The sequence below is a fragment of the Agrobacterium pusense genome (assembly GCF_900102105.1).
Classification (GTDB): Bacteria; Pseudomonadota; Alphaproteobacteria; order Rhizobiales; family Rhizobiaceae; genus Agrobacterium; species Agrobacterium pusense.
The window spans coordinates 1-26098 of record NZ_FNBB01000022.1 but is presented as its reverse complement, the minus strand read 5'-3'; the positions used below and the strand labels follow the sequence as shown (position 1 = coordinate 26098).

26 protein-coding genes and 6 pseudogenes are annotated in these 26098 nt (G+C 55.1%); 16 read left to right on the top strand and 16 right to left on the bottom strand.

Features of this window, described 5'->3' with window-relative positions:
- Both BLU28_RS26705 and BLU28_RS25560 read left to right on the top strand, forming a co-directional pair.
- On the top strand, window positions 1–166 hold a 166-nt coding region (locus BLU28_RS26705; protein WP_092651474.1), incomplete at its 5' end, for an AbrB family transcriptional regulator.
- Window positions 163–567 carry a type II toxin-antitoxin system VapC family toxin gene (locus tag BLU28_RS25560; RefSeq protein ID WP_022563972.1) on the top strand — a complete coding sequence of 135 codons (405 nt, stop codon included), beginning with the start codon at window positions 163–165 and terminating at the stop codon, window positions 565–567. The genes BLU28_RS26705 and BLU28_RS25560, both read left to right, overlap by 4 nt.
- A 90-nt stretch (window positions 568–657) precedes the next feature.
- On the opposite strand, the gene BLU28_RS25565 is transcribed toward BLU28_RS25560, so the two are convergent.
- Window positions 658–978: a hypothetical protein gene (locus BLU28_RS25565; protein WP_077987504.1), complete on the bottom strand. Its 321-nt coding sequence runs from the start codon at window positions 976–978 to the stop codon at window positions 658–660.
- Window positions 979–1398: 420 nt separating this feature from the next.
- Between BLU28_RS25565 and BLU28_RS26710 the strand changes: the two are divergent.
- From BLU28_RS26710 to BLU28_RS25580, 3 genes and pseudogenes are all read left to right on the top strand, one after another.
- Window positions 1399–1671 (top strand): annotated as a pseudogene (locus tag BLU28_RS26710) (helix-turn-helix domain-containing protein).
- A 104-nt stretch (window positions 1672–1775) separates the two neighbouring features.
- Window positions 1776–1871: a HipA N-terminal domain-containing protein gene (locus BLU28_RS26715; protein ID WP_092651462.1), complete on the top strand. Its 96-nt coding sequence runs from the start codon at window positions 1776–1778 to the stop codon at window positions 1869–1871.
- Window positions 1872–2072: 201 nt separating this feature from the next.
- On the top strand, window positions 2073–2906 hold the full coding sequence (locus BLU28_RS25580) for a HipA domain-containing protein (RefSeq protein WP_092651465.1): 834 nt from the start codon (window positions 2073–2075) through the stop codon (window positions 2904–2906).
- A gap of 2157 nt (window positions 2907–5063) precedes the next feature.
- Here the strand turns inward: BLU28_RS25580 and BLU28_RS26720 are convergent.
- Together BLU28_RS26720 and BLU28_RS25595 are read right to left on the bottom strand one after the other, a co-directional pair.
- Window positions 5064–5222, bottom strand: coding sequence for a hypothetical protein (locus BLU28_RS26720; protein ID WP_223217003.1), 159 nt, complete (start codon window positions 5220–5222; stop codon window positions 5064–5066).
- Window positions 5223–5479: 257 nt separating this feature from the next.
- Complete coding sequence (locus tag BLU28_RS25595) at window positions 5480–5935, bottom strand: pyridoxamine 5'-phosphate oxidase family protein (RefSeq protein ID WP_006700623.1); 456 nt, start codon at window positions 5933–5935, stop codon at window positions 5480–5482.
- A 231-nt stretch (window positions 5936–6166) separates the two neighbouring features.
- On the opposite strand from BLU28_RS25595, the gene BLU28_RS25600 reads away from it, so the two are divergent.
- Window positions 6167–6472, top strand: a complete 306-nt coding sequence (locus BLU28_RS25600; RefSeq protein WP_092651468.1) for a transposase — start codon at window positions 6167–6169, stop codon at window positions 6470–6472.
- Window positions 6473–7233: 761 nt separating this feature from the next.
- Here BLU28_RS25600 and BLU28_RS25610 read toward each other — a convergent pair.
- From BLU28_RS25610 to BLU28_RS25620, 3 genes and pseudogenes are all read right to left on the bottom strand, one after another.
- Window positions 7234–7731 (bottom strand): RES family NAD+ phosphorylase, encoded by a 498-nt coding sequence (locus BLU28_RS25610; RefSeq protein ID WP_077985961.1) that lies wholly within the window; start codon window positions 7729–7731, stop codon window positions 7234–7236.
- 6 nt (window positions 7732–7737) lie between these two features.
- Window positions 7738–8088, bottom strand: a complete 351-nt coding sequence (locus tag BLU28_RS25615; protein WP_022563984.1) for an MbcA/ParS/Xre antitoxin family protein — start codon at window positions 8086–8088, stop codon at window positions 7738–7740.
- 560 nt (window positions 8089–8648) lie between these two features.
- Window positions 8649–9843, bottom strand: a pseudogene (locus tag BLU28_RS25620) (IS256 family transposase).
- Window positions 9844–10208: 365 nt separating this feature from the next.
- On the opposite strand from BLU28_RS25620, the gene BLU28_RS25625 reads away from it, so the two are divergent.
- On the top strand, window positions 10209–11039 hold the full coding sequence (locus BLU28_RS25625; protein WP_077985962.1) for a type IV toxin-antitoxin system AbiEi family antitoxin domain-containing protein: 831 nt from the start codon (window positions 10209–10211) through the stop codon (window positions 11037–11039).
- Window positions 11026–11946 carry a nucleotidyl transferase AbiEii/AbiGii toxin family protein gene (locus BLU28_RS25630; RefSeq protein WP_077985963.1) on the top strand — a complete coding sequence of 307 codons (921 nt, stop codon included), beginning with the start codon at window positions 11026–11028 and terminating at the stop codon, window positions 11944–11946. Before BLU28_RS25625 ends, BLU28_RS25630 begins: the two co-directional genes overlap by 14 nt.
- 72 nt (window positions 11947–12018) lie before the next feature.
- Here BLU28_RS25630 and BLU28_RS26945 read toward each other — a convergent pair.
- Window positions 12019–12264: pseudogene (locus tag BLU28_RS26945) on the bottom strand (HVO_A0114 family putative DNA-binding protein); the annotation flags it as partial.
- A gap of 74 nt (window positions 12265–12338) precedes the next feature.
- Window positions 12339–12623 carry a toxin-antitoxin system TumE family protein gene (locus tag BLU28_RS25640; protein ID WP_077985964.1) on the bottom strand — a complete coding sequence of 95 codons (285 nt, stop codon included), beginning with the start codon at window positions 12621–12623 and terminating at the stop codon, window positions 12339–12341.
- Between the two features lie 852 nt (window positions 12624–13475).
- Here BLU28_RS25640 and BLU28_RS25645 point away from each other — a divergent pair.
- The gene (locus BLU28_RS25645) at window positions 13476–13760 is read left to right on the top strand and encodes a toxin-antitoxin system TumE family protein (protein ID WP_077985964.1); all 285 of its coding nucleotides are present in this window, start codon (window positions 13476–13478) and stop codon (window positions 13758–13760) included.
- A pseudogene (locus tag BLU28_RS26940) lies at window positions 13757–14080 on the top strand (HVO_A0114 family putative DNA-binding protein); the annotation flags it as partial. The gene BLU28_RS25645 and the pseudogene BLU28_RS26940, both read left to right, overlap by 4 nt.
- Before the next feature lie 72 nt (window positions 14081–14152).
- Here the strand turns inward: BLU28_RS26940 and BLU28_RS25655 are convergent.
- Together BLU28_RS25655 and BLU28_RS25660 are read right to left on the bottom strand one after the other, a co-directional pair.
- A complete protein-coding gene (locus tag BLU28_RS25655; RefSeq protein WP_077985963.1) occupies window positions 14153–15073 on the bottom strand; it encodes a nucleotidyl transferase AbiEii/AbiGii toxin family protein in 921 nt (306 codons plus the stop codon).
- Window positions 15060–15890 carry a type IV toxin-antitoxin system AbiEi family antitoxin domain-containing protein gene (locus tag BLU28_RS25660; protein ID WP_077985962.1) on the bottom strand — a complete coding sequence of 277 codons (831 nt, stop codon included), beginning with the start codon at window positions 15888–15890 and terminating at the stop codon, window positions 15060–15062. Before BLU28_RS25660 ends, BLU28_RS25655 begins: the two co-directional genes overlap by 14 nt.
- A gap of 365 nt (window positions 15891–16255) precedes the next feature.
- Between BLU28_RS25660 and BLU28_RS25665 the strand changes: the two are divergent.
- The 3 genes and pseudogenes from BLU28_RS25665 (at window position 16256) to BLU28_RS25675 (ending at window position 18865) form a co-directional block, all read left to right on the top strand.
- Window positions 16256–17450, top strand: a pseudogene (locus BLU28_RS25665) (IS256 family transposase).
- Window positions 17451–18010: 560 nt separating this feature from the next.
- Entirely contained in the window at window positions 18011–18361 is a 351-nt protein-coding gene (locus BLU28_RS25670; protein ID WP_022563984.1) for an MbcA/ParS/Xre antitoxin family protein, read from the top strand.
- Between the two features lie 6 nt (window positions 18362–18367).
- Window positions 18368–18865 (top strand): RES family NAD+ phosphorylase, encoded by a 498-nt coding sequence (locus BLU28_RS25675; RefSeq protein WP_077985961.1) that lies wholly within the window; start codon window positions 18368–18370, stop codon window positions 18863–18865.
- 761 nt (window positions 18866–19626) lie between these two features.
- Here BLU28_RS25675 and BLU28_RS26805 read toward each other — a convergent pair.
- A complete protein-coding gene (locus BLU28_RS26805; RefSeq protein ID WP_223217004.1) occupies window positions 19627–19896 on the bottom strand; it encodes a transposase in 270 nt (89 codons plus the stop codon).
- Between the two features lie 267 nt (window positions 19897–20163).
- Between BLU28_RS26805 and BLU28_RS25690 the strand changes: the two genes are divergently transcribed.
- Both BLU28_RS25690 and BLU28_RS26725 read left to right on the top strand, forming a co-directional pair.
- Window positions 20164–20619 carry a pyridoxamine 5'-phosphate oxidase family protein gene (locus BLU28_RS25690; RefSeq protein ID WP_006700623.1) on the top strand — a complete coding sequence of 152 codons (456 nt, stop codon included), beginning with the start codon at window positions 20164–20166 and terminating at the stop codon, window positions 20617–20619.
- Between the two features lie 257 nt (window positions 20620–20876).
- Window positions 20877–21035, top strand: a complete 159-nt coding sequence (locus tag BLU28_RS26725) for a hypothetical protein (RefSeq protein ID WP_223217003.1) — start codon at window positions 20877–20879, stop codon at window positions 21033–21035.
- Between the two features lie 2157 nt (window positions 21036–23192).
- On the opposite strand, the gene BLU28_RS25705 is transcribed toward BLU28_RS26725, so the two are convergent.
- The 3 genes and pseudogenes from BLU28_RS25705 to BLU28_RS26735 all read right to left on the bottom strand — a co-directional run bounded on the left by BLU28_RS25705 (window position 23193) and on the right by BLU28_RS26735 (window position 24700).
- Window positions 23193–24026, bottom strand: a complete 834-nt coding sequence (locus BLU28_RS25705; RefSeq protein ID WP_092651465.1) for a HipA domain-containing protein — start codon at window positions 24024–24026, stop codon at window positions 23193–23195.
- Window positions 24027–24227: 201 nt separating this feature from the next.
- The gene (locus tag BLU28_RS26730; protein WP_092651462.1) at window positions 24228–24323 is read right to left on the bottom strand and encodes a HipA N-terminal domain-containing protein; all 96 of its coding nucleotides are present in this window, start codon (window positions 24321–24323) and stop codon (window positions 24228–24230) included.
- Window positions 24324–24427: 104 nt separating this feature from the next.
- Window positions 24428–24700 (bottom strand): annotated as a pseudogene (locus BLU28_RS26735) (helix-turn-helix domain-containing protein).
- Between the two features lie 420 nt (window positions 24701–25120).
- Between BLU28_RS26735 and BLU28_RS25720 the strand changes: the two are divergent.
- Window positions 25121–25441: a hypothetical protein gene (locus BLU28_RS25720; protein ID WP_077987504.1), complete on the top strand. Its 321-nt coding sequence runs from the start codon at window positions 25121–25123 to the stop codon at window positions 25439–25441.
- Between the two features lie 90 nt (window positions 25442–25531).
- On the opposite strand, the gene BLU28_RS25725 is transcribed toward BLU28_RS25720, so the two are convergent.
- Window positions 25532–25936: a type II toxin-antitoxin system VapC family toxin gene (locus BLU28_RS25725; protein WP_092651459.1), complete on the bottom strand. Its 405-nt coding sequence runs from the start codon at window positions 25934–25936 to the stop codon at window positions 25532–25534.
- The coding region (locus tag BLU28_RS26740) for an AbrB/MazE/SpoVT family DNA-binding domain-containing protein (RefSeq protein WP_092651456.1) at window positions 25933–26098 on the bottom strand (166 nt) is incomplete at its 5' end. The genes BLU28_RS26740 and BLU28_RS25725, both read right to left, overlap by 4 nt.

Genomic DNA, 26098 nt, shown 5'->3' with positions numbered 1-26098 from the left:
TTCGCCAGGAAGCTCGGTCGATTTTGTTCGGGCCCCCGATGGAAGGATAGTTCTCGTCAGGGCTGACAAGAAACAGCCACTCACGCGTTTCGCCAGGCTGCGCGGACATGCTGGTGAGGGGCTGGGTACCGACGCCATCCTGGCGCTGACCCGTGGTGACAAGTGACGCTTGTCGATACAAATGTCCTGCTTGATCTTGTGACGGACGACCCGGTTTGGGCCGACTGGTCGATTGAGCAGCTCGAGTTGGCGAGCGTCTCGGGTCCGCTGTTCATCAATGACGTTGTCTACGCGGAACTATCTGTTCGATATGAGCGGATAGAAGAACTTGATGCTTTTGTTGATCAGGCTGGGCTGAAGTTCAGCCCTTTCCCTCGCGCGGCGTTATTTCTGGCGGGAAAGGCCTTTACCAGATATCGCCGCGGTGGCGGTACCCGTAACGGTGTTTTGCCTGACTTTTTTATCGGCGCCCACGCGGCAATACAAAACCTTCCCTTGTTGACGCGAGATGTGGCTCGTTACCGATCGTATTTTCCAACGGTCGCTCTGATCTCGCCTGAAGCGTAGGAATGCGCGAGCCTTAGCATTTGTGATTACTCACCGGTTTCAGGGGCGGTTTCGGCTCTGGTGCCGCCGGTCAGGCGAGCTGCAACGCTTTCAACCGGCAGGTTTGACAAGGCTGATTTCGGTTTTGCTGTCGAGGACGATATGCAGGTCCCGGATCATGCCGGCTGCCTGCAGCAGAGCGTTTCGGATCTCTTCATCGCTGCGCCACCCGCGTTCTATCGCGAGTGCGACGGTGTGGAGGTCAACGAGACTGTCACGGCCGGGGCCGGGTGGAATTCCGATTGTTTCGCGCATGTCGCGGATTGTTGTGACGGCCCGTTCGAGCATTCGCCGCTTCTGATAGTCATCGAGATGGTCGAGCTTGTTGGCGTCGCGTACGAGTTCGGCAATGAAACTGTTGGTCACGGTCATTGTATGAGGTTGCCGGATCGGCTGACGGGCGTCAATGGAAGTCCGGCAGCGCGGCCTTTGGACTGCGGTTTTGGGGCTTACTGTGATGCCGGTGCATCAGGGCGGAACGCGCGGTGAACAATATTATTCCGCGACATTGTGATACACTGTGTATAAATATCATCGGTTTATCTTAGATTTCTAATGTATAAAATTAATAATATTGTAGGTGCCGGTGTAGTAATTTATCTGGCAATGTAGATGAAACAATAGTCTCCTTGTACGAGGAAAAGACATTTGCTCCTGCTGGTTGAGATCCTAGATAAATTCCCGATCGGGATGATTTGGTGCGATCAAGTGAAAAACTTACCGATCGGGAAGCAATGCGTCGATTTTTTTTGAAAACTTCCTGTACGGTAAGACAAGAGATAGAGGTTCACGATGTTCAGGTCCGCACGCGATTTCGGCGATGCTATCAAGGAGAAACGTAAAGCTCTCGGCTGGACGCAAACTGTGCTTGCTGCCCGTTCCGGAACGGGTGAACGCTTCATCGTCGAGCTTTAATCGGGCAAGCCGAGTTGCCAGCTCGAAAAAGCCCTGATCGTCGCGCCCACCGTCGGCATTGAGATCGGCGATCTCAAGACGGTCCAGGCTGTGCCAGCCGCGCCGGACGATGACCTTGGCTTTTTGCCGATGTTTGGTGCTGATCGATGACAACCATCTACTACGAGACCTTGCCTGTCGCCCATCTGACTTTTGATGGCGAATGGACGTTGGACTATGATCCGGGCTGGTAAGCGCGCCGCACGGCCTTTCCGGTGTCGCTCACCATGCCGCTGCGCTCCGGGCCCGTGGGTACTGCCAAGCTGCTGCCCTGGCTTGCCAATCTGCTTCCAGAAACACATCTTGCCTAGATCGGACAACGCCTCAAGGTTTCTCCACAGGACATTGTCGGTGCTTGGTCATATCGGACGTGACACGGCGGGAGCGCTGTCGATCGGCGAACCGCGTAAAGCGGGTGTCAACCTCCAGCCCGTGCCGGATGAGCAGGCGCTGGAGCGTATTCTCGGTGAACTTCCTGCCAAACTTTTCTGGTCGGAGAGCGCGGTGTTTCCATGTCGCTTGCGGGCGTCCAGGAGAAACTGCCGGTGTTTGTCGACGGGCACGGCCATATTTCAGTTCCGGTTGATGGGACGCCATCAACGCATATTCTCAAGCCTGATACGAAACGCCTTGCGGGGAGCGTGGAGAACGAAGCCTTTTGCCTGTCGCTTGCGCGTGCCTGCGGTCTGGAGGCTGCCGAGGCGACGATCGGAGTAGCTGGCAAGCGACGTTATCTTCTCGTGAAACGCTATGATCGCTTTACCGACCCTCAAGGGGAGATCCGCAGGTTGCATCAGGAGGATCTTTGCCAGTTAACGGGACATTTCCCGTCGCAGAAATACGAGCGATCCTCGACCGGCCGCGGCGTGACCATGAAGATGATGTTTGACGCCGTCAGCGATCTTGTTTCTCCTGGCGAGCGGTTGAAACTTCTCGACGCGGTGATCTTGAATGTCCTGATCTGCAATTCAGATTCGCATGCGAAAAATTACTCGATCCTGATCGGTGCCGGTGGGTCCGCGAAGATGGCTCCTCTCTATGACCTTATGTGCGCAGCCGCTTATCGGCAGGTCGATCAAAGTCTGCCTCAGGGGATTTCTGGCCGGTTCCATGCGCCTGACCTGCGACGTGCCGATTGGCAGGCACTGGCTGATGACGTTGGACTGAGCGGTGCATCAACGTTGAAACGGGTGGAGGAGCTCGCACAACTGGTCAGCGTCGGATGCGATGCGGTGGCACAGGAGGTTTCTGGTTCGGCCAGCGATCCGACGAGGGTGTTCGAGCGGCTTACGCACAGCGTTCGAAAGCGGTGTCGAAGAATTCAGGATCGATTAGGTGGTCGATGAGCTGGAGCCCGACCCGAGCCCATTCACTCGTTTTCTGAGTGCATAGCTATATGGTCCGTCTACCGAAAAGTTCCTCTCTGGTCACGCATGAAAACGCCCGCCCTTCTTGGTCCTTCGCGTTGGCGCGTACGGACGACTTCTTTCAAGACGGTTTCGGAACCGCATGAACGACCGATTTGGAGGCGCGACGCCGCTGCTTCTCGTCCGGCCATCGCGGTAGTCGAGCGCGTTGGGCCCACGCGTCGAAGCAGGCATGGCCGTTGTGCAGAAAGCAGGCTTTGGTGATAAATCCTAACTCGACAAGATTGGGTAGGCGAATGCCTCGGACATCCGGCGACGCAGTCCTGTTCTACGGCCACTAGAGTGTCAGTTGCTCCAACCAGTCTGAAACCGGTCAAATCGGACTTCACAAATGGGATGTCCCGACGGGTCGAGTCTAATCGAGCGAAGCACGAGGTTCAGGTTGGGAGAGTAACCCTCAACGACATCACGACCCTCGCGCTTCCATGTTTGCGATTTGCTCCAACGCCTGTCGCGGGGAGGTTTGTCTTTTCGTCGACCGCTGGCCGATCACGTCGGCTCGCTCCCTCAGCCCGCGCCGTTCGGAAAAAGTACCGGTAGTCCAGCGTGGGATCCTAGAGCCTGGAGCGGCCGAGGCTGCCGTGATGACCGGAATTCGGGTTCTTTGCTTTCTCAAAGTTTGTTCCAGACGCTACTTGCCTAATCACCTGTCCGCCCGTTGACTTGTTCTCTTGTTCTCTTGTTCTCTTGTTCTCTTGTTCTCTTGTTCTCTTGTTCTCTTGTTCTCTTGTTCTCTTGTTCTCTTGTTCTCTTGTTCTCTTGTTCTCTTGTTCTCTTGTTCTCTTGTTCTCCTGTTTACCTATTCACCTGTTCTCCAGTCCACCTAATCTCCTGTTCTCCCACTCTTTTATTTTGCGCGGTCGCATGTCGAGCAATGCTTTGGGAGCAGCGGTTATCGGGACGGAAAGAGAGACCGTTCCACACGCTGCGGATGTATGCATGATGGCTCATCTTCATATGCTGAGAGGAGTCAGGACGGTCCCCCATTGATGTCGGGTTCGTACATAAGTTGGCGCCCGGTCCGGGCGGTATACCAATAGCCTATCCTGCCATATTAAACGGCGAACGCCATTCTGGTCGAAATGCGTGCGCATCAATGGTACGTTATGCCGCTACACGTCTGCAATCCTGGATGGGCCACTACATTCCAAAGTTGAACTGCAGGTGCGGGTAGTGTTCAGAGAAGGCAAACATCAGGGCAAGGCAATCTGGTAATTGTTTTCTGGATGGTAACAAAGTCGAAGGTCGACGGGGTGTCGGATTTTGTTCCGCCGTTTGATCTCCGTGAAAGGCTCGTCATAGCGCGCGGGTTGTGAGCTTATGTCAGTTCGATAAAACAGTCCCGGTAGTCTGACTTGGGAAGAGGCGGAACTTCAACCTTTCACTATTTGCTGAGCCTTACCCCGGGTACACCATACGGTATGGGATCTTCGCCGAGGAAAACGATCCCTCGCTCTTCGTAGTCGCGTTTGATCGCTTCGATGGTGACAGGTTGCGCACCTCGAGCGTCCGCTTCGTCTTGCTCTACACGACTGACGGTATTCGGTGTGACTTTAGCCAGCATAGCGACCTCCCGTACCCCTGGTTCTAAAATCGCTGTCGCCGCCCGTGCCTGAAAAGCGTTCATGCATCCACCGTGTTACGCCAGCGGATGTCCGGCACCGATGCAGATGGCCCTGACGGAATGACAAAGGACGGTCACCGACAAAGGGCAGGCGACCATTCCAGCCGCCGCACGGGAACTTCGCAGGATTGTGCGGGAGGGGTCTGCCGGTTTTGTTCGCGGTCTGGCGCGACGGTTCAGGCTGGCGAGGGCGTGCAGCAAACGGCAGCGTTCTGGCAGACTGCGCAGCCATGCTGGTGACGGCTTTGACACGGGGATCATGGCGATGACGCGTCGCTGACGAAGCAGGGCAAGTCTGGGAGCAAGGGGATAATCAACCGGCAGGTTTGACGAGGCTGATTTCGGTTTTGCTGGATCACGGCGGCTGCCTGCAGCAGTGCGTTCCGGATTCTTCATCGCCGCGCCATCCGCGTTCGATGGAGAGGGCAACGGTGTGGAGGTCAACGAGACTGTCACGGCCGGGGCCAGATGGCATACCGATTGTTTCCCGCATGTCGCGAATTGTCGTGACGGCCCGGTTCGAGCACGCGCCGCTTCTGCCAGCTGTCGAGGTGATCGAGCGTGTTGGAGTCGCGGACTAGTTCGGCAACGAAACTGTTCGTCGCGGTCATTGTGTGAGGTTGCCGGTTCGGCCGACGGGCGTCAATGGAGGACCCTGAAGGTGAGCTTTTGGCCCCAAAGTTGGCACCAGGATGTGACGCCGATGCATCACGGGCGTGGACCCGGCATGCTCGGGTAAGCTCCTCTATCTCGGATCTGGATGCCCTGAAAGGTGGCGAACAGGTCAGATCAGTCGTAGACGGGCTCTAACCAACTGAGGACGTTCAGTTACCGAGATCCCTGGTCGTCGAGTTCGACAAGCTGCCACTCATACCGCACCTCTCATGGCGGCATCGCTTGCCAGTTCGATTTTTCCATTCTCCTCGCCATCCCAGAACTCGAGCGTGCGTGCCGACACCTTGATCAGAACTATACGTGGTGTGTCGGCGCCCTGCGGAAACCACCTGTCCAGTCCACTCGTCCAATGGGCGTCGAACTCGGCCCTGTCTCTGATCAGGCTCGCCTGACCGTTTACAGAAACAAATATTCCAGGTTTACCAAGAATACCGGGTGGAGCAGTGAAAGTCAGTGTAACCGATGAGTCTTTGACTATCTCCTGGACTTTCTTCGTGTCTTCATAGGAGAAGAACCATGAGTCACCATCATATTCCACATCGCCATTGTTGCTCATTGGTCGACTATTGATCTGCCCGGCGGGATCGTGTGTGTTGAACATGCAGAAGTCGATCTTGCTGAGTTTTCTGGAGAGCTCGCTTATCTTCATTGGTCAATCCTTTTCTTGCATCACGAATTCAACCATTTTTGAGGTCTGAGGTTCCGCCGATCGCAGCGCATGACCTTGATACGTGAGAAATACGAGCTGTTCGCGAGCCACTGCTCGCCTTCGGGAAGCCAAAGCTTCCATATCTCGACCGTAAGCGGCAAGCTGACCCCACCTGGCGTCAGTGGCGCTAGCACAGCTATTGCGTAATGTATCCGCCAGCTGTGAGCTTCTATGTCTGCGCCTATCTCTGAAACTAAAAACTTTCATATGATCAAGGCCGTTCCGAAACGTTTCGAGGGCGCGCCTCGGCAGTTTCGGCGACGTTGGTCCGATGATTTCAAGGAGCGAGCGGTGGCTGAGGCGATTGAGCCTGGAGCGAGTGTCTCGGCGATGGCGCGTCGCATCGGTATATCACTGAAAAATCGGCCCGCTGCGGAGACATATTCTTCCCTCGTGCGCAGCGGCACAGTCGAACCTAAGAGGCAGGTCAGGGCTTTATTCGACTATTGGGCAGATCTGAATTTCGAGATCGCCTGAACAGCTGGCTGCGCAAGTTCGAGGTTAAGACCCCGGTAATCCCTGGCATGTGCGCTCGGTTCAACGGTTGACGCGGTTCGCGGTGTCAACGCATACGCTGCGCGCCGCAGCATTCTCTTTGGCGAAGATGCCCGGGACACATCGAGGTCGGTGACGGTGACGGGAATACCCCCATGCTGCGTGTGAAAGAGTCATTGGCCGCAGACGGAGACCCTATCCAGCGGGGTTCTGACCTGCGTGCCCTGGACGATTGAAGTGCGACGACGGCGGGCCGGTGGGGAAATGATAGCGAGAACTGAACGTGAAGACCGCGAAATTCTCGCCTAACTCGCTTACTTACCGGCGCGGCATGATGAGCTCGATGCCGAAGGTGAGCGGATACTGCGAACGTAGTGCTCCGCATTTCGGGTCCTATATCGGCGTAGCCTTAAAACACAACGTGAGCGTGGACTCCACAAAGAACGATTACCGCTGCCGTGACAAGCGGCTGAGGTATTACGAGTTTCCTGAGTTATTGAATTTGAAGTCTTGATAGAACGGGGCAAGGCGGCGCCAGACTCGTTTCCGCGCCGTCATCTTCGCTCCTGTCATTGGATGCAGTGGCGAGCCGGACTAGATGTCCGCCGTCGCGCAGCATGAGCGTCAGCCTGCGTATATTGGCCCATTTCAGTGGGTCATTCACGGCGGATTTTCAATTAATTAACCCATTATAATGGGTGTTTTAGACCATTCTTGCCGCCCGCGGAGATTTCACAGCGGTTTCAGCGTGACAAGCGCTGCTCATCATCAATCAGGATCAACTGATGTGGGACGGTGTCTCCCCACGTCCAAAGGACGACGTTGAGGTCGATATCAGTCGCCCCCGGAGCAAAGCTCCTGACGATCAAACCGCAAAAGCCCTCGTTTTTCAGAGACCGGGCAAGACGTTGTGTGGGGGCTTCACCGAACACATTCATGTCGTCTCGCCAAGTCGGGGTGCTGAGAGTTTGAGCGTCAATACCATGATCATGAAGCAGGGCGCCATCGCGAGTATCAAACAGCGGTGTGATGGCCGCATCGTAGGAGACGAGAGTTGTGGGCTGTAAGCTGCCTGCCTGATTTGCTTCCTTCAATGCCGTGATGACTGTCACTGACGTGTAGAGTGCAGGCATGCCTTTTGAATTGAATCTGCCGCCATAAAGCTCGGCACCTCGTCCGGAGAGCGGCTCACGGGCGTAAACCGGATTAAGGGCTCGGTAGAGCTTGCCCTGGTACTTCATCAAGGGTCAGGCATGTACGCCAGCGTCGATCGCGTCGATGTATTCGAGTACTTCGTGAGCGCGCCCGTCTCGAACAAGCTGCATTGCTGTGTGGCCAGAAAAGCCTGAGAGAGGCTCTGAACGATACCAGGCATATGCCATGAGCGCAGAACCGAAACGGGCCTCAACCTTGTTGATGACTTCGATCATTTCGCGCAGTCGCCGTTGGGTTTTGTCCGACTTGATGCGTTCTTTGCGCTGTACCGCATCTTTGCCCAACCCGGCACTGCGCGCGATATCGTCGCTTGTTGTATGGAGAACGTCGGCGATTTTTCCCGGCGCGAACAGCCCGTTGTCAGCATATTGTGCGAGAGCCATGCTCGCCTCCTCAAATTTGCCAAAGATACTGACGCAATATAGCGTCAAAATTACAGGCATTCAAGATGTCCCTTATCTCTGCAAGCCGCTATGTCTCCACACTGGATGCTGTCGCCGTTCTGGACCAGTCGTGCAGGGCCGTATTCTTGCCGTTGTGACGCGGAATGTTCGGGATTTCGATGGCGCCGGCGCGATCGTTGTCGATCCGTGGCAAGGGTGATTGTTCAGACGTCGATTGCCGAAATGCCGGCAATCGGTTTCCGGTAGTGATTGGCGCAGTCCGGTTACCGTTACCTATGCGGCGCCGAATGTTTTGTTGTTGCAGTTGCTGTTGTTTGAGCGTCCGCGCACTCGGAACGGATCTTTCTTTGGTGCTGGCTGGCCGTATTGAAACGAAAGACGCGACCTGTAAACCGATGGGTGGAAAACAACCCCGATGCTTGAGGCGGAGGCGGAATTTGAACGCCTGTTTCCAGGTCGGCCACCACAGAATATGATCATGTCCCAGGGCGTGGTGTAGCTTAGACGACCACGGCTTATCCCAAAGGGCCGGATGAGTGTCAGCTTGCTGCTGGCAGGCTGATGAGTGGATCATCGCTCATCGTGGCGATGGTTTCCAGTGTCATGTAGCGAGATCGTTGAACGGCCCACTCGTCATTCTGCTCGAGCAGCAATGCTCCGACCAACCTGATGATGGCATCGTCGTTGGGGAAAATGCCGACGACTTCAGTGCGTCGCTTGATCTCGCCGTTAAGGCGTTCGATTGGATTTGTGCTGTGAAGCTTTGCCCAGTGCTGCTTGGGAAAGGTCATGTATGCGAGCACATCCTGTTCGGCACTATCCATCAGCGTGGCGAGTTTCGGCACCTTCGGCCTGATCTGGTCTGCTACATTGCGCCATTGGGTGCTTGCCGCGTCCGGCGTGTCCTGAGCGAAAACCGTGGCGATGAAGGCGGAGACGACCCGCCGTCCGCTCTTACCCGCATGAGCCAGCGCATTGCGCATGAAGTGGACTCTGCAGCGCTGCCAAGTGGCAGAGCACCTTCGATACTGCGGCTTTGATGCCCTCATGCGCATCGGAAACGGCGAGCTTGACGCCACGCAGACCCCGCCTGGTCAGCTTTCGAAGAAACTCGGTCCAGATCGCCTCGGCCTCGGAAGTACCAATCTCCATGCCAAGCACCTCGCGCCGACCATCAGTGTTGACGCCCACGGCGATGATGACCGCGACAGAGACGATACGACCGCCACGACGAACCTTCAGGTAGGTGGTATCGATCCAGAGGTATGGCCACTCGCCCTCGATGGGACGGTCGAGGAAGACCTTCACCTTCTCGTCGATCTCTTCGCACAGGCGGGACACCTGGCTCTTGGAGATGCCCGACATACCCATCGCCTTGACGAGGTCGTCGACGGATCGGGTCGAAACGCCCCGGATGTAAGCCTCCTGGATGACCGCCGTCAGCGCCTTCTCGGCCATCCGGCGTGGTTCAAGAAAGCTCGGGAAGTAGCTGCCTGTGCAAAGCTTGGGAATGCGCAGCTCGACTGTGCCAGCCCGTGTTTCCCAATCTTGGTCGCGATAGCCGTTGCGCTGGGCAAGTCGGAAGCCGTTCTTCTCGCCATAGCCCGCGCCGGTCTTCGTTCCGACCTCCAGCGCCATCAGCTTCTCGGCAGCAAAGCCGATCATCTCGCGCAGCAAATCGGCATCAGCACTCTTCTCAACAAGCGAGCGCAGGTTCATCATGTCGTCGGTCATCGGTGGTGTCCCTCAGGTTGGCTCTAAGCAACCCGACCCTAGCGGAAAACGCCGGTGACCACCCTGTCAGCTAAACCACGCGGCGGGACACGATCCAGAATATCGATGATGTCATCGATCGTCCCCTCAAGCAGCGGGTGCGCCGGAGATAACAGGTCAATCCAGCATTGAGTGTTTAATCTGAAGCTGAGTGTAACCGGAGGAGACCTGGTATGCTTGCTTGGGGTAGGGAACAGAGGGCTTGCAGCACGGTGCGAGGCAAAGACAGGTTAGTTTGACATTTTGGTTATTAAGTCAGTTTGATTGAGTTTATGATGTTTTTCGTAAACTTGAATCAGGTTTGAATATGCATTATTATACTCAGTATGGCTGAGCAACGCACGTCACTTTTAAACCGACTTGAACGAGATCTTCCCGAGGGACTGGTCGTAGATGCCGCATGGCTTGAGGAGCGCGGCATAGCCAGCAATCTGCGCGCTTATTATGTCAAGAACGATTGGTTGGAACAGCCAGTGCGCAGCGTCTATAGAAAACCGCGCGGCGAACTGAACTGGCAGCAGGTGGTCATATCGCTCCAGACTCTGCTTTCGAGAATGCCGCTTTACGTTGGCGGCCGCACTGCGCTGGAGCTACAGGGCTATGCGCATTACCTCTCTTATGAGATGAAGACCGTCCACCTTTACGGTGTTGAAAAGCCACCTGCCTGGCTGGGCAAGCTGAACCTTTCCCAGCGCTTTGTTTATCACAACAGCGCGACCTTGTTCCCCAACGATCCGACCAGCCAAGGGCCAGGCGGCCTTGCATGTCATACCGTCGATGGACAAGGAAGTGGCCTGACCACTGTTGCGTGGGGGCATTGGGACTGGCCGCTGATGCTTTCACGGCCCGAACGGGCCTATCTCGAAATGCTCGACGAACTGCCGCGCCACGAGAGTTTTCATCAGGCCGACATGATCATGCAAAATGCTGCAAATTTCAGTCCAAGGCGGCTGCAAAAACTGCTGAAGGATTGCAACAGCGTGAAGGTCAAGCGGCTTTTCTTCTTCTTTGCGGATCGCCACAGCCATGCCTGGCTCAAGCGTCTGGATAAGACGGCAATCGATATGGGCAAGGGTAAACGTATGCTTGTCCCTGGCGGCAAGCTTGATCCGGCCTATCTCATCACCGTACCAGAGGACCTCGATGCCGTTTCGTGACCAGTACCAAGCCCAGGTCCGGCTGCTGATGCGCCTCATTCCCATCGTTGCCCGTGAGACATGCTTTGCTCTAAAGGGCGGTACGGCGATCAATCTGTTTGTGCGAGACCTGCCGCGTCTCTCCGTTGATATCGACCTGATGTATTTGCCCATGCACGAAAGGTCTGAGGCGCTGGTGGAAATCGACGCTGCCATGAAACGCATCAAGACTTCCGCATTGGCAGATCTGCGCGGCGCACGCGTCACCGAAAATGTGCATGATGGCGCTGTCTTGCGGCTTCTTGTGATGGCAGAGGGAACGCAGGTGAAGATCGAAGTCTCACCCGTCCTGCGGGGTGTCGTTCACGAACCGTTCATCGCCCCCGTCACCGAAGCCGTTGAAGAGGTGTTCGGCTTTGCGGAAACCAATGTCGTTTCATTCGAAGACCTTTTTGCGGGCAAGCTTGTTGCCGCGCTGGACCGCCAACATCCGCGCGACCTTTTCGATGTGCGGGGTTTGCTTACCCATGAGGGCCTGAGCGATGAACTTCGCGAAGCGTTCATTATTTATCTGCTTAGCCACAATCGCCCGATGGGTGAAGTGCTGTCGGGCCGCGTCAAAGACCTTGCGAATGAATACCGCAACGGCTTTGAGGGCATGACCGAGGAGGTCATTGCCATAGAAGAACTTATCAAGACGCAGCATGAAATGATAAAGACACTGATCGGAGGAATGCCTGATCATCACCGTGCATTTTTGATCGGCTTTGAGCTCGGTGAACCGGACTGGTCACTATTGAGGATCAGCCATGTCGCGGAACTTCCGGCGATCCGCTGGCGGCAGCGCAATCTGGATAAACTCAATCCCGACCAACGATCCGACCTGGTTGAATTGCTGCGGGCCTCCCTTGAAAGGCGCACAAAGTGATAGGTGCTTTGCGGTATGGTCCCGGATCAGGGCTGCCGCTCTGAGGTCGAAATTCGCGTGGATCACGTCGTAGGGTACGTGAACCTTTCCGTCTTCGGTTTGTTCGAAGATACCCCAGTCGGACAACGCGGACACGTCCTCGTGCACACGCTTGACGTCACGTTCGACGGATCGGGCAAGTCCGCGTATGCTGGATGGGCCGATCTTCTGGAGATGTTCAATCAACTCCCACCTTTTGGGTGTGATGACAGAAAAAAGCTGTGCGGGCGACGAGAAGGTGAAGACTGCCACGGGGTCTGAGGGATTACCTGAGCGCATGGCGCTGGTTGCCCTGTCGAAAGCCTCATCGAGTGAAGCTTCGCTGTCTGCTCTGATTTGAATCAAGGCTTCTCTCATGGTTTCTGCCTCCTCGTGATTATCTCCTTCCGAAAATCGGACAGGAGGGCATGGGTCGTTGTGAACATGTAGGGATGCTCTTCGCCGTCAAGATGACGATGATCGCCTTTGCCGCGTTTGTTGTCGAACCCGACGAAACGCCTGCCGTCCTTGCCATAAAACAGTCGATACTTGAACAGGTGGGGGCTACCGGGTTCGGGCACCTTCCACACAACGATCTCGACATTTGCGCCGTCTGGCAAAACAGTTTTCGAACGTTGGACAGGGATCGTGGCAATCATGCTTGTAGGGTATTTGCGCTTGGAATATTTTACTAATATATATCCAGCAAATACATATATTATTATTTTTATACTTTGATAGAGGAATAAAGTACCACTTATAGACTTGAGTGAACGATTGATCACGGCGCGCCATTGACTTTAGGCATGGAAGGTCATTTTTAAACATATAATTTATGCTGCAGTGATGCGAAAACATATAAAATATTACAGGCGAACCATTGCCGACAGAGGGAGGGGGTTTAATTGGCGGATTTTTGCTTGTTTTGCGGACAGGCAATTCGAGCCGCTTGTAACTGGATGATTTTATATAGGTTTTTATATGGAATGTGGATTATTTATTGGTGGAACGAGAAGGAATCTGATTGTGAAGCGGACTGAAAAGGCGATGAAAATTGATGGCGATCGATCATAATAACAATATCATGATATTGTTATTATGATCGATCGCCATCAATTTTCATCGCCTTTTCAGTCCGCTTCACAATCAGATTCCTTCTCGTTCCACCAATAAATAATCCACATTCCATATAAAAACCTATATAAAATCATCCAGTTACAAGCGGCTCGAATTGCCTGTCCGCAAAACAAGCAAAAATCCGCCAATTAAACCCCCTCCCTCTGTCGGCAATGGTTCGCCTGTAATATTTTATATGTTTTCGCATCACTGCAGCATAAATTATATGTTTAAAAATGACCTTCCATGCCTAAAGTCAATGGCGCGCCGTGATCAATCGTTCACTCAAGTCTATAAGTGGTACTTTATTCCTCTATCAAAGTATAAAAATAATAATATATGTATTTGCTGGATATATATTAGTAAAATATTCCAAGCGCAAATACCCTACAAGCATGATTGCCACGATCCCTGTCCAACGTTCGAAAACTGTTTTGCCAGACGGCGCAAATGTCGAGATCGTTGTGTGGAAGGTGCCCGAACCCGGTAGCCCCCACCTGTTCAAGTATCGACTGTTTTATGGCAAGGACGGCAGGCGTTTCGTCGGGTTCGACAACAAACGCGGCAAAGGCGATCATCGTCATCTTGACGGCGAAGAGCATCCCTACATGTTCACAACGACCCATGCCCTCCTGTCCGATTTTCGGAAGGAGATAATCACGAGGAGGCAGAAACCATGAGAGAAGCCTTGATTCAAATCAGAGCAGACAGCGAAGCTTCACTCGATGAGGCTTTCGACAGGGCAACCAGCGCCATGCGCTCAGGTAATCCCTCAGACCCCGTGGCAGTCTTCACCTTCTCGTCGCCCGCACAGCTTTTTTCTGTCATCACACCCAAAAGGTGGGAGTTGATTGAACATCTCCAGAAGATCGGCCCATCCAGCATACGCGGACTTGCCCGATCCGTCGAACGTGACGTCAAGCGTGTGCACGAGGACGTGTCCGCGTTGTCCGACTGGGGTATCTTCGAACAAACCGAAGACGGAAAGGTTCACGTACCCTACGACGTGATCCACGCGAATTTCGACCTCAGAGCGGCAGCCCTGATCCGGGACCATACCGCAAAGCACCTATCACTTTGTGCGCCTTTCAAGGGAGGCCCGCAGCAATTCAACCAGGTCGGATCGTTGGTCGGGATTGAGTTTATCCAGATTGCGCTGCCGCCAGCGGATCGCCGGAAGTTCCGCGACATGGCTGATCCTCAATAGTGACCAGTCCGGTTCACCGAGCTCAAAGCCGATCAAAAATGCACGGTGATGATCAGGCATTCCTCCGATCAGTGTCTTTATCATTTCATGCTGCGTCTTGATAAGTTCTTCTATGGCAATGACCTCCTCGGTCATGCCCTCAAAGCCGTTGCGGTATTCATTCGCAAGGTCTTTGACGCGGCCCGACAGCACTTCACCCATCGGGCGATTGTGGCTAAGCAGATAAATAATGAACGCTTCGCGAAGTTCATCGCTCAGGCCCTCATGGGTAAGCAAACCCCGCACATCGAAAAGGTCGCGCGGATGTTGGCGGTCCAGCGCGGCAACAAGCTTGCCCGCAAAAAGGTCTTCGAATGAAACGACATTGGTTTCCGCAAAGCCGAACACCTCTTCAACGGCTTCGGTGACGGGGGCGATGAACGGTTCGTGAACGACACCCCGCAGGACGGGTGAGACTTCGATCTTCACCTGCGTTCCCTCTGCCATCACAAGAAGCCGCAAGACAGCGCCATCATGCACATTTTCGGTGACGCGTGCGCCGCGCAGATCTGCCAATGCGGAAGTCTTGATGCGTTTCATGGCAGCGTCGATTTCCACCAGCGCCTCAGACCTTTCGTGCATGGGCAAATACATCAGGTCGATATCAACGGAGAGACGCGGCAGGTCTCGCACAAACAGATTGATCGCCGTACCGCCCTTTAGAGCAAAGCATGTCTCACGGGCAACGATGGGAATGAGGCGCATCAGCAGCCGGACCTGGGCTTGGTACTGGTCACGAAACGGCATCGAGGTCCTCTGGTACGGTGATGAGATAGGCCGGATCAAGCTTGCCGCCAGGGACAAGCATACGTTTACCCTTGCCCATATCGATTGCCGTCTTATCCAGACGCTTGAGCCAGGCATGGCTGTGGCGATCCGCAAAGAAGAAGAAAAGCCGCTTGACCTTCACGCTGTTGCAATCCTTCAGCAGTTTTTGCAGCCGCCTTGGACTGAAATTTGCAGCATTTTGCATGATCATGTCGGCCTGATGAAAACTCTCGTGGCGCGGCAGTTCGTCGAGCATTTCGAGATAGGCCCGTTCGGGCCGTGAAAGCATCAGCGGCCAGTCCCAATGCCCCCACGCAACAGTGGTCAGGCCACTTCCTTGTCCATCGACGGTATGACATGCAAGGCCGCCTGGCCCTTGGCTGGTCGGATCGTTGGGGAACAAGGTCGCGCTGTTGTGATAAACAAAGCGCTGGGAAAGGTTCAGCTTGCCCAGCCAGGCAGGTGGCTTTTCAACACCGTAAAGGTGGACGGTCTTCATCTCATAAGAGAGGTAATGCGCATAGCCCTGTAGCTCCAGCGCAGTGCGGCCGCCAACGTAAAGCGGCATTCTCGAAAGCAGAGTCTGGAGCGATATGACCACCTGCTGCCAGTTCAGTTCGCCGCGCGGTTTTCTATAGACGCTGCGCACTGGCTGTTCCAACCAATCGTTCTTGACATAATAAGCGCGCAGATTGCTGGCTATGCCGCGCTCCTCAAGCCATGCGGCATCTACGACCAGTCCCTCGGGAAGATCTCGTTCAAGTCGGTTTAAAAGTGACGTGCGTTGCTCAGCCATACTGAGTATAATAATGCATATTCAAACCTGATTCAAGTTTACGAAAAACATCATAAACTCAATCAAACTGACTTAATAACCAAAATGTCAAACTAACCTGTCTTTGCCTCGCACCGTGCTGCAAGCCCTCTGTTCCCTACCCCAAGCAAGCATACCAGGTCTCCTCCGGTTACACTCAGCTTCAGATTAAACACTCAATGCTGGATTGACCTGTTATCTCCGGCGCACCCGCTGCTTGAGGGGACGATCGATGACATCATCGATATTCTGGATCGTGTCCCGCCGCGTGGTTTAGCTGACAGGGTGGTCACCGGCGTTTTCCGCTAGGGTCGGGTTGCTTAGAGCCAACCTGAGGGACACCACCGATGACCGACGACATGATGAACCTGCGCTCGCTTGTTGAGAAGAGTGCTGATGCCGATTTGCTGCGCGAGATGATCGGCTTTGCTGCCGAGAAGCTGATGGCGCTGGAGGTCGGAACGAAGACCGGCGCGGGCTATGGCGAGAAGAACGGCTTCCGACTTGCCCAGCGCAACGGCTATCGCGACCAAGATTGGGAAACACGGGCTGGCACAGTCGAGCTGCGCATTCCCAAGCTTTGCACAGGCAGCTACTTCCCGAGCTTTCTTGAACCACGCCGGATGGCCGAGAAGGCGCTGACGGCGGTCATCCAGGAGGCTTACATCCGGGGCGTTTCGACCCGATCCGTCGACGACCTCGTCAAGGCGATGGGTATGTCGGGCATCTCCAAGAGCCAGGTGTCCCGCCTGTGCGAAGAGATCGACGAGAAGGTGAAGGTCTTCCTCGACCGTCCCATCGAGGGCGAGTGGCCATACCTCTGGATCGATACCACCTACCTGAAGGTTCGTCGTGGCGGTCGTATCGTCTCTGTCGCGGTCATCATCGCCGTGGGCGTCAACACTGATGGTCGGCGCGAGGTGCTTGGCATGGAGATTGGTACTTCCGAGGCCGAGGCGATCTGGACCGAGTTTCTTCGAAAGCTGACCAGGCGGGGTCTGCGTGGCGTCAAGCTCGCCGTTTCCGATGCGCATGAGGGCATCAAAGCCGCAGTATCGAAGGTGCTCTGCCACTTGGCAGCGCTGCAGAGTCCACTTCATGCGCAATGCGCTGGCTCATGCGGGTAAGAGCGGACGGCGGGTCGTCTCCGCCTTCATCGCCACGGTTTTCGCTCAGGACACGCCGGACGCGGCAAGCACCCAATGGCGCAATGTAGCAGACCAGATCAGGCCGAAGGTGCCGAAACTCGCCACGCTGATGGATAGTGCCGAACAGGATGTGCTCGCATACATGACCTTTCCCAAGCAGCACTGGGCAAAGCTTCACAGCACAAATCCAATCGAACGCCTTAACGGCGAGATCAAGCGACGCACTGAAGTCGTCGGCATTTTCCCCAACGACGATGCCATCATCAGGTTGGTCGGAGCATTGCTGCTCGAGCAGAATGACGAGTGGGCCGTTCAACGATCTCGCTACATGACACTGGAAACCATCGCCACGATGAGCGATGATCCACTCATCAGCCTGCCAGCAGCAAGCTGACACTCATCCGGCCCTTTGGGATAAGCCGTGGTCGTCTAAGCTACACCACGCCCTGGGACATGATCATATTCTGTGGTGGCCGACCTGGAAACAGGCGTTCAAATTCCGCCTCCGCCTCAAGCATCGGGGTTGTTTTCCACCCATCGGTTTACAGGTCGCGTCTTTCGTTTCAATACGGCCAGCCAGCACCAAAGAAAGATCCGTTCCGAGTGCGCGGACGCTCAAACAACAGCAACTGCAACAACAAAACATTCGGCGCCGCATAGGTAACGGTAACCGGACTGCGCCAATCACTACCGGAAACCGATTGCCGGCATTTCGGCAATCGACGTCTGAACAATCACCCTTGCCACGGATCGACAACGATCGCGCCGGCGCCATCGAAATCCCGAACATTCCGCGTCACAACGGCAAGAATACGGCCCTGCACGACTGGTCCAGAACGGCGACAGCATCCAGTGTGGAGACATAGCGGCTTGCAGAGATAAGGGACATCTTGAATGCCTGTAATTTTGACGCTATATTGCGTCAGTATCTTTGGCAAATTTGAGGAGGCGAGCATGGCTCTCGCACAATATGCTGACAACGGGCTGTTCGCGCCGGGAAAAATCGCCGACGTTCTCCATACAACAAGCGACGATATCGCGCGCAGTGCCGGGTTGGGCAAAGATGCGGTACAGCGCAAAGAACGCATCAAGTCGGACAAAACCCAACGGCGACTGCGCGAAATGATCGAAGTCATCAACAAGGTTGAGGCCCGTTTCGGTTCTGCGCTCATGGCATATGCCTGGTATCGTTCAGAGCCTCTCTCAGGCTTTTCTGGCCACACAGCAATGCAGCTTGTTCGAGACGGGCGCGCTCACGAAGTACTCGAATACATCGACGCGATCGACGCTGGCGTACATGCCTGACCCTTGATGAAGTACCAGGGCAAGCTCTACCGAGCCCTTAATCCGGTTTACGCCCGTGAGCCGCTCTCCGGACGAGGTGCCGAGCTTTATGGCGGCAGATTCAATTCAAAAGGCATGCCTGCACTCTACACGTCAGTGACAGTCATCACGGCATTGAAGGAAGCAAATCAGGCAGGCAGCTTACAGCCCACAACTCTCGTCTCCTACGATGCGGCCATCACACCGCTGTTTGATACTCGCGATGGCGCCCTGCTTCATGATCATGGTATTGACGCTCAAACTCTCAGCACCCCGACTTGGCGAGACGACATGAATGTGTTCGGTGAAGCCCCCACACAACGTCTTGCCCGGTCTCTGAAAAACGAGGGCTTTTGCGGTTTGATCGTCAGGAGCTTTGCTCCGGGGGCGACTGATATCGACCTCAACGTCGTCCTTTGGACGTGGGGAGACACCGTCCCACATCAGTTGATCCTGATTGATGATGAGCAGCGCTTGTCACGCTGAAACCGCTGTGAAATCTCCGCGGGCGGCAAGAATGGTCTAAAACACCCATTATAATGGGTTAATTAATTGAAAATCCGCCGTGAATGACCCACTGAAATGGGCCAATATACGCAGGCTGACGCTCATGCTGCGCGACGGCGGACATCTAGTCCGGCTCGCCACTGCATCCAATGACAGGAGCGAAGATGACGGCGCGGAAACGAGTCTGGCGCCGCCTTGCCCCGTTCTATCAAGACTTCAAATTCAATAACTCAGGAAACTCGTAATACCTCAGCCGCTTGTCACGGCAGCGGTAATCGTTCTTTGTGGAGTCCACGCTCACGTTGTGTTTTAAGGCTACGCCGATATAGGACCCGAAATGCGGAGCACTACGTTCGCAGTATCCGCTCACCTTCGGCATCGAGCTCATCATGCCGCGCCGGTAAGTAAGCGAGTTAGGCGAGAATTTCGCGGTCTTCACGTTCAGTTCTCGCTATCATTTCCCCACCGGCCCGCCGTCGTCGCACTTCAATCGTCCAGGGCACGCAGGTCAGAACCCCGCTGGATAGGGTCTCCGTCTGCGGCCAATGACTCTTTCACACGCAGCATGGGGGTATTCCCGTCACCGTCACCGACCTCGATGTGTCCCGGGCATCTTCGCCAAAGAGAATGCTGCGGCGCGCAGCGTATGCGTTGACACCGCGAACCGCGTCAACCGTTGAACCGAGCGCACATGCCAGGGATTACCGGGGTCTTAACCTCGAACTTGCGCAGCCAGCTGTTCAGGCGATCTCGAAATTCAGATCTGCCCAATAGTCGAATAAAGCCCTGACCTGCCTCTTAGGTTCGACTGTGCCGCTGCGCACGAGGGAAGAATATGTCTCCGCAGCGGGCCGATTTTTCAGTGATATACCGATGCGACGCGCCATCGCCGAGACACTCGCTCCAGGCTCAATCGCCTCAGCCACCGCTCGCTCCTTGAAATCATCGGACCAACGTCGCCGAAACTGCCGAGGCGCGCCCTCGAAACGTTTCGGAACGGCCTTGATCATATGAAAGTTTTTAGTTTCAGAGATAGGCGCAGACATAGAAGCTCACAGCTGGCGGATACATTACGCAATAGCTGTGCTAGCGCCACTGACGCCAGGTGGGGTCAGCTTGCCGCTTACGGTCGAGATATGGAAGCTTTGGCTTCCCGAAGGCGAGCAGTGGCTCGCGAACAGCTCGTATTTCTCACGTATCAAGGTCATGCGCTGCGATCGGCGGAACCTCAGACCTCAAAAATGGTTGAATTCGTGATGCAAGAAAAGGATTGACCAATGAAGATAAGCGAGCTCTCCAGAAAACTCAGCAAGATCGACTTCTGCATGTTCAACACACACGATCCCGCCGGGCAGATCAATAGTCGACCAATGAGCAACAATGGCGATGTGGAATATGATGGTGACTCATGGTTCTTCTCCTATGAAGACACGAAGAAAGTCCAGGAGATAGTCAAAGACTCATCGGTTACACTGACTTTCACTGCTCCACCCGGTATTCTTGGTAAACCTGGAATATTTGTTTCTGTAAACGGTCAGGCGAGCCTGATCAGAGACAGGGCCGAGTTCGACGCCCATTGGACGAGTGGACTGGACAGGTGGTTTCCGCAGGGCGCCGACACACCACGTATAGTTCTGATCAAGGTGTCGGCACGCACGCTCGAGTTCTGGGATGGCGAGGAGAATGGAAAAATCGAACTGGCAAGCGATGCCGCCATGAGAGGTGCGGTATGAGTGGCAGCTTGTCGAACTCGACGACCAGGGATCTCGGTAACTGAACGTCCTCAGTTGGTTAGAGCCCGTCTACGACTGATCTGACCTGTTCGCCACCTTTCAGGGCATCCAGATCCGAGATAGAGGAGCTTACCCGAGCATGCCGGGTCCACGCCCGTGATGCATCGGCGTCACATCCTGGTGCCAACTTTGGGGCCAAAAGCTCACCTTCAGGGTCCTCCATTGACGCCCGTCGGCCGAACCGGCAACCTCACACAATGACCGCGACGAACAGTTTCGTTGCCGAACTAGTCCGCGACTCCAACACGCTCGATCACCTCGACAGCTGGCAGAAGCGGCGCGTGCTCGAACCGGGCCGTCACGACAATTCGCGACATGCGGGAAACAATCGGTATGCCATCTGGCCCCGGCCGTGACAGTCTCGTTGACCTCCACACCGTTGCCCTCTCCATCGAACGCGGATGGCGCGGCGATGAAGAATCCGGAACGCACTGCTGCAGGCAGCCGCCGTGATCCAGCAAAACCGAAATCAGCCTCGTCAAACCTGCCGGTTGATTATCCCCTTGCTCCCAGACTTGCCCTGCTTCGTCAGCGACGCGTCATCGCCATGATCCCCGTGTCAAAGCCGTCACCAGCATGGCTGCGCAGTCTGCCAGAACGCTGCCGTTTGCTGCACGCCCTCGCCAGCCTGAACCGTCGCGCCAGACCGCGAACAAAACCGGCAGACCCCTCCCGCACAATCCTGCGAAGTTCCCGTGCGGCGGCTGGAATGGTCGCCTGCCCTTTGTCGGTGACCGTCCTTTGTCATTCCGTCAGGGCCATCTGCATCGGTGCCGGACATCCGCTGGCGTAACACGGTGGATGCATGAACGCTTTTCAGGCACGGGCGGCGACAGCGATTTTAGAACCAGGGGTACGGGAGGTCGCTATGCTGGCTAAAGTCACACCGAATACCGTCAGTCGTGTAGAGCAAGACGAAGCGGACGCTCGAGGTGCGCAACCTGTCACCATCGAAGCGATCAAACGCGACTACGAAGAGCGAGGGATCGTTTTCCTCGGCGAAGATCCCATACCGTATGGTGTACCCGGGGTAAGGCTCAGCAAATAGTGAAAGGTTGAAGTTCCGCCTCTTCCCAAGTCAGACTACCGGGACTGTTTTATCGAACTGACATAAGCTCACAACCCGCGCGCTATGACGAGCCTTTCACGGAGATCAAACGGCGGAACAAAATCCGACACCCCGTCGACCTTCGACTTTGTTACCATCCAGAAAACAATTACCAGATTGCCTTGCCCTGATGTTTGCCTTCTCTGAACACTACCCGCACCTGCAGTTCAACTTTGGAATGTAGTGGCCCATCCAGGATTGCAGACGTGTAGCGGCATAACGTACCATTGATGCGCACGCATTTCGACCAGAATGGCGTTCGCCGTTTAATATGGCAGGATAGGCTATTGGTATACCGCCCGGACCGGGCGCCAACTTATGTACGAACCCGACATCAATGGGGGACCGTCCTGACTCCTCTCAGCATATGAAGATGAGCCATCATGCATACATCCGCAGCGTGTGGAACGGTCTCTCTTTCCGTCCCGATAACCGCTGCTCCCAAAGCATTGCTCGACATGCGACCGCGCAAAATAAAAGAGTGGGAGAACAGGAGATTAGGTGGACTGGAGAACAGGTGAATAGGTAAACAGGAGAACAAGAGAACAAGAGAACAAGAGAACAAGAGAACAAGAGAACAAGAGAACAAGAGAACAAGAGAACAAGAGAACAAGAGAACAAGAGAACAAGAGAACAAGAGAACAAGAGAACAAGAGAACAAGTCAACGGGCGGACAGGTGATTAGGCAAGTAGCGTCTGGAACAAACTTTGAGAAAGCAAAGAACCCGAATTCCGGTCATCACGGCAGCCTCGGCCGCTCCAGGCTCTAGGATCCCACGCTGGACTACCGGTACTTTTTCCGAACGGCGCGGGCTGAGGGAGCGAGCCGACGTGATCGGCCAGCGGTCGACGAAAAGACAAACCTCCCCGCGACAGGCGTTGGAGCAAATCGCAAACATGGAAGCGCGAGGGTCGTGATGTCGTTGAGGGTTACTCTCCCAACCTGAACCTCGTGCTTCGCTCGATTAGACTCGACCCGTCGGGACATCCCATTTGTGAAGTCCGATTTGACCGGTTTCAGACTGGTTGGAGCAACTGACACTCTAGTGGCCGTAGAACAGGACTGCGTCGCCGGATGTCCGAGGCATTCGCCTACCCAATCTTGTCGAGTTAGGATTTATCACCAAAGCCTGCTTTCTGCACAACGGCCATGCCTGCTTCGACGCGTGGGCCCAACGCGCTCGACTACCGCGATGGCCGGACGAGAAGCAGCGGCGTCGCGCCTCCAAATCGGTCGTTCATGCGGTTCCGAAACCGTCTTGAAAGAAGTCGTCCGTACGCGCCAACGCGAAGGACCAAGAAGGGCGGGCGTTTTCATGCGTGACCAGAGAGGAACTTTTCGGTAGACGGACCATATAGCTATGCACTCAGAAAACGAGTGAATGGGCTCGGGTCGGGCTCCAGCTCATCGACCACCTAATCGATCCTGAATTCTTCGACACCGCTTTCGAACGCTGTGCGTAAGCCGCTCGAACACCCTCGTCGGATCGCTGGCCGAACCAGAAACCTCCTGTGCCACCGCATCGCATCCGACGCTGACCAGTTGTGCGAGCTCCTCCACCCGTTTCAACGTTGATGCACCGCTCAGTCCAACGTCATCAGCCAGTGCCTGCCAATCGGCACGTCGCAGGTCAGGCGCATGGAACCGGCCAGAAATCCCCTGAGGCAGACTTTGATCGACCTGCCGATAAGCGGCTGCGCACATAAGGTCATAGAGAGGAGCCATCTTCGCGGACCCACCGGCACCGATCAGGATCGAGTAATTTTTCGCATGCGAATCTGAATTGCAGATCAGGACATTCAAGATCACCGCGTCGAGAAGTTTCAACCGCTCGCCAGGAGAAACAAGATCGCTGACGGCGTCAAACATCATCTTCATGGTCACGCCGCGGCCGGTCGAGGATCGCTCGTATTTCTGCGACGGGAAATGTCCCGTTAACTGGCAAAGATCCTCCTGATGCAACCTGCGGATCTCCCCTTGAGGGTCGGTAAAGCGATCATAGCGTTTCACGAGAAGATAACGTCGCTTGCCAGCTACTCCGATCGTCGCCTCGGCAGCCTCCAGACCGCAGGCACGCGCAAGCGACAGGCAAAAGGCTTCGTTCTCCACGCTCCCCGCAAGGCGTTTCGTATCAGGCTTGAGAATATGCGTTGATGGCGTCCCATCAACCGGAACTGAAATATGGCCGTGCCCGTCGACAAACACCGGCAGTTTCTCCTGGACGCCCGCAAGCGACATGGAAACACCGCGCTCTCCGACCAGAAAAGTTTGGCAGGAAGTTCACCGAGAATACGCTCCAGCGCCTGCTCATCCGGCACGGGCTGGAGGTTGACACCCGCTTTACGCGGTTCGCCGATCGACAGCGCTCCCGCCGTGTCACGTCCGATATGACCAAGCACCGACAATGTCCTGTGGAGAAACCTTGAGGCGTTGTCCGATCTAGGCAAGATGTGTTTCTGGAAGCAGATTGGCAAGCCAGGGCAGCAGCTTGGCAGTACCCACGGGCCCGGAGCGCAGCGGCATGGTGAGCGACACCGGAAAGGCCGTGCGGCGCGCTTACCAGCCCGGATCATAGTCCAACGTCCATTCGCCATCAAAAGTCAGATGGGCGACAGGCAAGGTCTCGTAGTAGATGGTTGTCATCGATCAGCACCAAACATCGGCAAAAAGCCAAGGTCATCGTCCGGCGCGGCTGGCACAGCCTGGACCGTCTTGAGATCGCCGATCTCAATGCCGACGGTGGGCGCGACGATCAGGGCTTTTTCGAGCTGGCAACTCGGCTTGCCCGATTAAAGCTCGACGATGAAGCGTTCACCCGTTCCGGAACGGGCAGCAAGCACAGTTTGCGTCCAGCCGAGAGCTTTACGTTTCTCCTTGATAGCATCGCCGAAATCGCGTGCGGACCTGAACATCGTGAACCTCTATCTCTTGTCTTACCGTACAGGAAGTTTTCAAAAAAAATCGACGCATTGCTTCCCGATCGGTAAGTTTTTCACTTGATCGCACCAAATCATCCCGATCGGGAATTTATCTAGGATCTCAACCAGCAGGAGCAAATGTCTTTTCCTCGTACAAGGAGACTATTGTTTCATCTACATTGCCAGATAAATTACTACACCGGCACCTACAATATTATTAATTTTATACATTAGAAATCTAAGATAAACCGATGATATTTATACACAGTGTATCACAATGTCGCGGAATAATATTGTTCACCGCGCGTTCCGCCCTGATGCACCGGCATCACAGTAAGCCCCAAAACCGCAGTCCAAAGGCCGCGCTGCCGGACTTCCATTGACGCCCGTCAGCCGATCCGGCAACCTCATACAATGACCGTGACCAACAGTTTCATTGCCGAACTCGTACGCGACGCCAACAAGCTCGACCATCTCGATGACTATCAGAAGCGGCGAATGCTCGAACGGGCCGTCACAACAATCCGCGACATGCGCGAAACAATCGGAATTCCACCCGGCCCCGGCCGTGACAGTCTCGTTGACCTCCACACCGTCGCACTCGCGATAGAACGCGGGTGGCGCAGCGATGAAGAGATCCGAAACGCTCTGCTGCAGGCAGCCGGCATGATCCGGGACCTGCATATCGTCCTCGACAGCAAAACCGAAATCAGCCTTGTCAAACCTGCCGGTTGAAAGCGTTGCAGCTCGCCTGACCGGCGGCACCAGAGCCGAAACCGCCCCTGAAACCGGTGAGTAATCACAAATGCTAAGGCTCGCGCATTCCTACGCTTCAGGCGAGATCAGAGCGACCGTTGGAAAATACGATCGGTAACGAGCCACATCTCGCGTCAACAAGGGAAGGTTTTGTATTGCCGCGTGGGCGCCTATAAAAAACTCAGGCAAAACACCGTTACGGGTACCGCCACCGCGGCGATATCTGGTAAAGGCCTTTCCCGCCAGAAATAACGCCGCGCGAGGGAAAGGGCTGAACTTCAACCCCGCCTGATCAACAAAAGCATCAAGTTCTTCTATCCGCTCATATCGAACAGACAGTTCCGCGTAGACAACGTCATTGATGAACAGCGGACCCGAAACGCTCGCCAGTTCGAGCTGCTCAATCGACCAGTCGGCCCAAACCGGGTCGTCCGTCACAAGATCAAGCAGGACATTTGTATCGACAAGCGTCACTCGTCACCACGGGTCAGCGCCATGATGGCGTCGGTACCCAGACCTTCACCAGCATGTCCGCGCAGCTTGGCGAAACGCGTGAGTGGCTGTTTCTTGTCAGCCCTGACGAGAACTATCCTTCCATCGGGGGCCCGAACAAAATCGACCGAGCTTCCTGGCGAA